General features: G+C 27.9%; 8 protein-coding genes. 5 read left to right on the top strand and 3 right to left on the bottom strand.

Annotated elements, in window-relative coordinates; all coding sequences use genetic code 11:
- From L6653_RS08735 to L6653_RS08720, 4 genes are all read left to right on the top strand, one after another.
- Positions 1–841, top strand: an 841-nt coding sequence (locus L6653_RS08735) for a nucleoside hydrolase (RefSeq protein WP_236786894.1), incomplete at its 5' end; no start/stop codon positions are given.
- A complete protein-coding gene (locus L6653_RS08730) occupies positions 838–1356 on the top strand; it encodes an FUSC family protein (RefSeq protein WP_236786890.1) in 519 nt (172 codons plus the stop codon). The genes L6653_RS08735 and L6653_RS08730, both read left to right, overlap by 4 nt.
- Positions 1357–1430: 74 nt before the next feature.
- Complete coding sequence (locus tag L6653_RS08725) at positions 1431–2321, top strand: ABC transporter ATP-binding protein (protein WP_236786887.1); 891 nt, start codon at positions 1431–1433, stop codon at positions 2319–2321.
- Positions 2314–3534 carry an ABC transporter permease gene (locus L6653_RS08720; protein ID WP_236786884.1) on the top strand — a complete coding sequence of 407 codons (1221 nt, stop codon included), beginning with the start codon at positions 2314–2316 and terminating at the stop codon, positions 3532–3534. Before L6653_RS08725 ends, L6653_RS08720 begins: the two co-directional genes overlap by 8 nt.
- A gap of 162 nt (positions 3535–3696) precedes the next feature.
- Here the strand turns inward: L6653_RS08720 and L6653_RS08715 are convergent, their stop codons facing one another.
- The 3 genes from L6653_RS08715 to L6653_RS08705 are packed head-to-tail and all read right to left on the bottom strand — an operon-like array spanning position 3697 to position 5314.
- Positions 3697–3984, bottom strand: coding sequence for an AraC family ligand binding domain-containing protein (locus L6653_RS08715; protein ID WP_236786881.1), 288 nt, complete (start codon positions 3982–3984; stop codon positions 3697–3699).
- Between the two features lie 49 nt (positions 3985–4033).
- Complete coding sequence (locus L6653_RS08710) at positions 4034–4606, bottom strand: uracil-DNA glycosylase family protein (protein ID WP_236786878.1); 573 nt, start codon at positions 4604–4606, stop codon at positions 4034–4036.
- Between the two features lie 51 nt (positions 4607–4657).
- Positions 4658–5314 carry a hypothetical protein gene (locus L6653_RS08705; RefSeq protein WP_236786876.1) on the bottom strand — a complete coding sequence of 219 codons (657 nt, stop codon included), beginning with the start codon at positions 5312–5314 and terminating at the stop codon, positions 4658–4660.
- A gap of 213 nt (positions 5315–5527) precedes the next feature.
- On the opposite strand from L6653_RS08705, the gene L6653_RS08700 reads away from it, so the two are divergent.
- Positions 5528–6070 carry an ECF transporter S component gene (locus tag L6653_RS08700; RefSeq protein ID WP_236786873.1) on the top strand — a complete coding sequence of 181 codons (543 nt, stop codon included), beginning with the start codon at positions 5528–5530 and terminating at the stop codon, positions 6068–6070.
- Positions 6071–6148: the final 78 nt, after the last annotated feature.

Here is a 6148-nt window from a genome sequence, read left to right as displayed (position 1 = left end):
TGTTTATATAGATACTAATTTTACCTTATCAGAAATGTTGATGCTTAAAATGGCTTTTAATTCTAATGAATTTGAGATTGTTGGAATTTCTTCTGTAAGCTCTTTTATGGATGCTGATTTTGCTGCAAAAAATATTCTTTCTATGGCAAATATGGAAGATTTGATTTTACCAATTTGCTCTGGGGCTTCTTCTAATTTGAAAAATCAGGAAATTTTGATTAGGGGAGAAAATTCTGTGATTTTTGATAAGACAAAGGATTATTTGTCTGATGAAAGGTGTGAGGATTTTTTGTATAATCTGGCTAGAGATTGTGGAAGGCTTGATATTGTTGCTACTGGTCCTCTTACAAATATTGCAAAAACAATTGTAAAATATGATGATTTTCTTTCTTATATTGATCATATTTTTATTCTAGGAACAAATTTTTCTCTTGGTGATGTTACAAAAAATTCTGAATTTAATTTTTTCACCGACCCAAAGGCTGCAAATATTGTTTTGAAAGAAGATATTGAAACTTTTATTTTGCCAATTGATATCTCAAATTCTTTGACCTTGCCGGATGAAATTTTGGAAAAATCAATTTCTGATCCTGTTTTTGAGAAAATAAAAGATTTATACAAGTCTCTGCCAAAAAATGAAAGAGAAATTAAAGCGGGGCTTCTTTTATATATGCTTATAAAACCTCAAGCCTTTATTTTTGAAGAAAAAGCTATCAAGGTGAATGAAGATTTTGATAGGGGAAGTATTGTTGAAACAAATTCTAAAAACAAAAAATATTTGGCAAATAGGGTAAATGATCAAACATTTTTTGACTTTTTAAGTGACAGGCTTGGTCTATGAAACTAAAAAAACCAGGACAAAGAATTTTTAAAACGGCCTTGGCTGTGTTTTTGTCTTTTACTTTTTCCCACTTTAGATCTCCCAATGCCCTTCCCTTTTATTCTGCGATTGCTGCAATAATTTGTACGAAAAATGATGTGAATGAATCAATAGAGATTGGTCTAAATAGGATTTTGGGAACTTTTATTGGTGGTTTTGTTGGATTTTTATATCTTTTATTTGTAAAGAAAAATCTTACTAATGAAATAGAAAATTATTTTTTATTGTCGGTAATTATGGCCTTTTTGATTTGGATAGTTTCTTCAATGGAAAAACCAAATGCTATTTCAATAATGTGCATAGTCTTAGCTTCAGTTTCTATAAATCATGCAGGAGAAAATTTTGGGGCAATAGACTTTGCAGTAAACAGGGTTTTGGATACCTTGGTTGGAGTTATAATTGCAATTTTGGTAAATTCTCTTGATTTTGAAATTTTAAAATTTATTAAATATGAAAAGGAAAAAGATGAGAAGTAATTTCCCATCTTTTTTTAATTTGATTTTCTATGGTAAAATAATATTGAATAGATATTTATAATAAAGGAGTATCCATGCTAAAAGTAGAAAATTTAAGTAAAAGTTTTGGAGATCTTCTTGCTTTAAATCGTGCTGATTTTGAAGTAAAGAGAGGCGACCTTTTTGGAGTTATTGGCCAAAATGGAGCAGGAAAATCCACACTTTTTAGGTGTATAATGAACTTTTATTCAAAATATGACGGTAATATTACTTATAATGGCAAAAAATTTTCAAAAGTTCCTTTGGAAAAAATCGGTTTTTTGCCTGAAGAAAGATCTCTTGATCCAAAAAGAAAAGTAGAAGATCAAATAAGATATTTTGCAAAATTAAATAAAATGAAAAATCTTTCTGATGAAAAATTAAAAGAATGGTTTGATTATTTTGAAATTGATGGAAAATTATCATCAAAAATCAAAGAACTTTCCAAAGGAAACCAACAAAAAGTCCAACTTCTTTGTGCTTTAATTTACAAACCAGAATTTGTAATTTTGGATGAGCCTTTTTCAGGCCTTGATCCATACAATATTAGACTTCTAGAAAAAATAATCAAGGATGTAAACAAAGAGGGAACGACAATTATGTTTTCATCTCACAATATGGAAAATGTTGAAAGTCTTTGCAAAAAACTAATCATGCTTAAAAAAGGAAATATAGTTTTAAATGGTTCTCCTCAAGAAATTAGAAATTCTTACGAAAGAAAAAAACTTGTGGTTGAATCAAGTGAAGATTTATTTTTCTTAAATGATGAAAATATTGAAATGATAAGCCAAGATGAAAATAAATGGACATTTATTTTAAAAGATGAAGAATATTCCAAGGTGATTTTCAAAAAAATTGTAGATAATGTTGGTTTTGTTCCATATTTTGACCAATCACCTCCAACATTAAATGAGATTTTTGCAAGAAAGGTGGAAGAAAATGAATAGATTTATGACCGTATCTACCGATACTCTAAAAAAACATCTTAAAACTCCTACTTTTTGGGTTATGGTTTTGATGCCTTTTATTATGGCAGTAGTTATTGGAATAATTTCCTATATTTCCTACTCAACCAAAACTCCAGACACAATCGCAGTTGTTACAGAAGAAAAATATAAGAAAAATTTCCAAAATAATCCTATGGTAGATTTTGAATTTAAAAGTAAAAAAGATGCCAAAAAAGCTCTTGATGATAAGGATATTTCAGCCTATCTTGAAGTTAAAAACAAAGACGGACTTTTAAATTTTGATTATTATGGAGATACAACTGCAAAAACTCCAATGCTTGTAATAAATTCTTTGGCAGAGTCCATGCAAAGAAAAGAAAATTTAAAAAATTCAAATATTGACGCCAAGCAAAATGCAATAATTAGCCAAAAACCTGAAGTAAATCTTCACGAAATAAAGGACAATTTAAAAAATCCTGGAAATATGATGGCTCTTTTTGCAACTATTTTTATAATGTATTTTGTTTTAATTTTTTATTCACAAATAATTATGCAAGATATAGCCATAGAAAAGGGCTCAAAAATGCTAGAATTTATTTTCTCATCAGTAAGGGCAGGAACCTATATGGCAGGAAAAATTTTTGGTACAATTCTTGCTATGCTTGTTCATTTTGGTATTTATTTAATTTTGGGACTTGTGGGATTTGCTGTAATTAAATTTACAGGTCTTTATGATAAAATAAGCTCAATGCTAGATATAAATATTTCAGATTTATTCAAGGGAATAAACACAAACTTGGTTTTTGAGATAGTTTTATTTATGGTTTTTGGATTGATTTTGTATATAATCCTTTCAGCCATGCTTGGATCTTTGGTACAAAAACAAGAAGATGCAGGAAAAATGGCAACACCAATTATGCTAATAATTATGTTTTGCTATTTTATTTCCATATCATTTGTAGGAAGCGAACCAAATTTATTTATAAAAATCCTATCCTACATCCCATTCTTGTCAACATTTTTTATGCCAATGAGATTAATCTACGAAAACGCAAGTCTATTTCAAGGAATGATTTCACTATTGATTTTATTAGGAGGAATAATCCTAATGTATATAATTGCAGCTAGAGTTTACAAGAAAAATATCCTAAATTATTCAACAGATAAGTTATTTGGAAGAGGAAAAAAATTAAAAATTAAAAAGAAAAATTAATAAAAAAGTGGATGTTGCAAAGTGTGAATTACTATAGTCTTACAATCATAATTTTTTAAGTTTCGTGTTGAGTTTAATGGCTAATTATTACGAAACTTTATGAGAATTTCCTATGATTATTTAGAAACGATTAATTATTTTGCAACATCCTTTTTTTATTTTTTAAATTTTTGCTTTTATAACCATCAAATCACTATCTTCGATTGCCTTTAAAGAGTGCATTTCATTAGGTTTCATAGTTATTATATTGCCTGGCACTATAATCTCACTTTTATTTTCTCCAGTGAAATTAACCTTGCCCTTATAAATTACAACTACTACGTTTTTATCTGACTTATGACTTGGAACTTCTTCGCCTTGTTTGATTTGAAGGTGGGTAATTTGTAGTTTATTTTCGTCTATCAAATGTTCAAATTTCCCATCTAAAATATTTGCACTTAATTTTTTCATATAGCCTCCTTATTTGTAATTAGTATTATTTCTTATCTTATAAAATTTCTTAAATTATTTCTTGTATAATTTTTTTTAGCTCTGGCAGGGTTTTATCTTTAAAAAACTTATTCTTAGCCATCCACCTATTATTCAAAGGACTTGGATGGACTAGGGGAAAGTATTCTGGCAAGTAATCTTTAAAATTTCTTACTGTCTCGGTTAGGTTTTTCTTAAAATCATCTTTTAAGTAAAATTTCTGTGCATAGGCACCTATCAATATAGTTAATTTCACATCTTTTAGCTCTTCAAGAAGTAGATGATGGTATTCTTTTGCTATAAATTTTCTTGGAGCCTTGTCACCACTCTTTGCCTTTCCTGGATAATAAAAATCCATTGGAATTATTGAAAAATTTTTAGCATGGAGTTCATCTATGCTTATACCTAGCCAATCAACTAAATTTTCCCCGCTTTTATCATTAAATAAAATCCCGCTATCTTCAACTTTTTTGCCAGGAGCCTGACCAATTATTAAAATTTTAGAATCTCTATTAAACTGAAAAATCGGCCCAATTCCTCTTTTTGTATAAGATTTATTTCTAGAATCGGCCTTTAATTTTTCAATTATCTTTTCTATTTGCATAAAAAACTCCTAGATACTTTTAAAGAAAGTTTATAGATTTTTATTATTCTTTTATTTTTTACAAATCCTATAATTAATTCCACCAACAAGGTCAACTGTGTAAGGGGAATTTTCAAAATACCCTTTCAAAAATTCATACCTATATTCATGGTATGGAGATTTTTCTTCTTTTAATTCAAAACCATTTTTGTTGATTTCAAAAGCTTCGTGGTGGTCGTGACTGTGGCCTCCTTCACAAGTATTTGAAAGAGAGTCTTCTGGATTAATAAAATTTTTGAAATATTTTTCGTGAGTATTTACATTTGTAATTAAAAATAAATCATTATTTTCATCAATTGTTGCAGAAAGTCCGTTATCACATGGCATTCCATCAAGAAGCATAGTATTTAAATCCTTAAAAATTTCATTATAATCAAAGAAATTTTTTCCTTCGCTTTGTTTTTTACCAAATTCAAATAATTTTTCTTTGGTATTTTCGCTATTTTTTATTGCAAAGGCAAGTCTATTTTCTACAACATCAATTTTTGAATCGAGCCAGCCGTGAATATTTTCTTGGTCAATCAAATTTTCTAAATTATCGGTTGAAACTGGGGCGATTTTCCCGTCAATTTCTTTTGTCTTTCCATCCAAAAGAAAATTTGTAATTTTATCTTGAAACTTTATTTTTTCATACATCAAATAATGTATTGGTCCTAAAAATTCACTCATTTATAACTCCTTTAATCTTTTTAACTTATTATATTATAAAAATAAATTTATATCTGTAACCCATGTTACATTCCTATATTTTACAAGAAAAATTTTGAAGTTAAAGTTTAAAATTTGTATTTTTATAATAAAATAATTGGGAAAATGATATATTTACACAAATTACAATATATTATATAATTGTTTGGTAATTAAAATTTATTAGGAGGACTTATGATTAAATTAAATACAAAAAAAATTACATATACTGGACTTTTTATTGCCCTAGTATTTATTTTCTCAGCATTTTTCCAAATTCCATTAAAAACTCCAATGGGAGATACAAGATTTCATTTGGGAAATGTATTTTGCTTATTAGCAGGAATAATTTTGGGACCAGGACTTGGTGGACTTGCTGCAGGAATAGGATCTGCAATTTTTGATTTAACAAATCCACTTTATTTTGCATCAGCTCCATTTACATTTATAAATAAATTCATGATGGGTTTTGTTGCTGGTTTAGTTTTTCACAAAATAAAAATTAAAAACGAAAAAGCAAAAGCACTTCTTGCAGGATTTTTAGGACAAGTAACCTATATTGTTCTTTACTTGCTTTACACATTTATAAAAAATAAAGTAGCCATGGGCTTATCATTTGAAGCAAATATGGTAGAAGTTGTACAAAAACTTGGAGTTTCTTCAATAAACGGAATAATTTCAGTAATAGTTGCAGCAATATTTTCAATTGCAGTAGCAAAAAGAGTAAAAATGGACTAGAAATAGTCCTTTTTTAAATGCTGATTTTTTTTAAAATCTTAGATTTTATTTTTTAATAAATTTAATACTCCGTAATGT

Origin of the sequence: Anaerococcus ihuae, assembly GCF_928368155.1 — a bacterium.
Taxonomy (GTDB): Bacteria; Bacillota; Clostridia; order Tissierellales; family Peptoniphilaceae; genus Anaerococcus; species Anaerococcus ihuae.
Note: the sequence above shows the minus strand (reverse complement) of the source record. Positions and strands in the feature narration are given on the sequence as shown.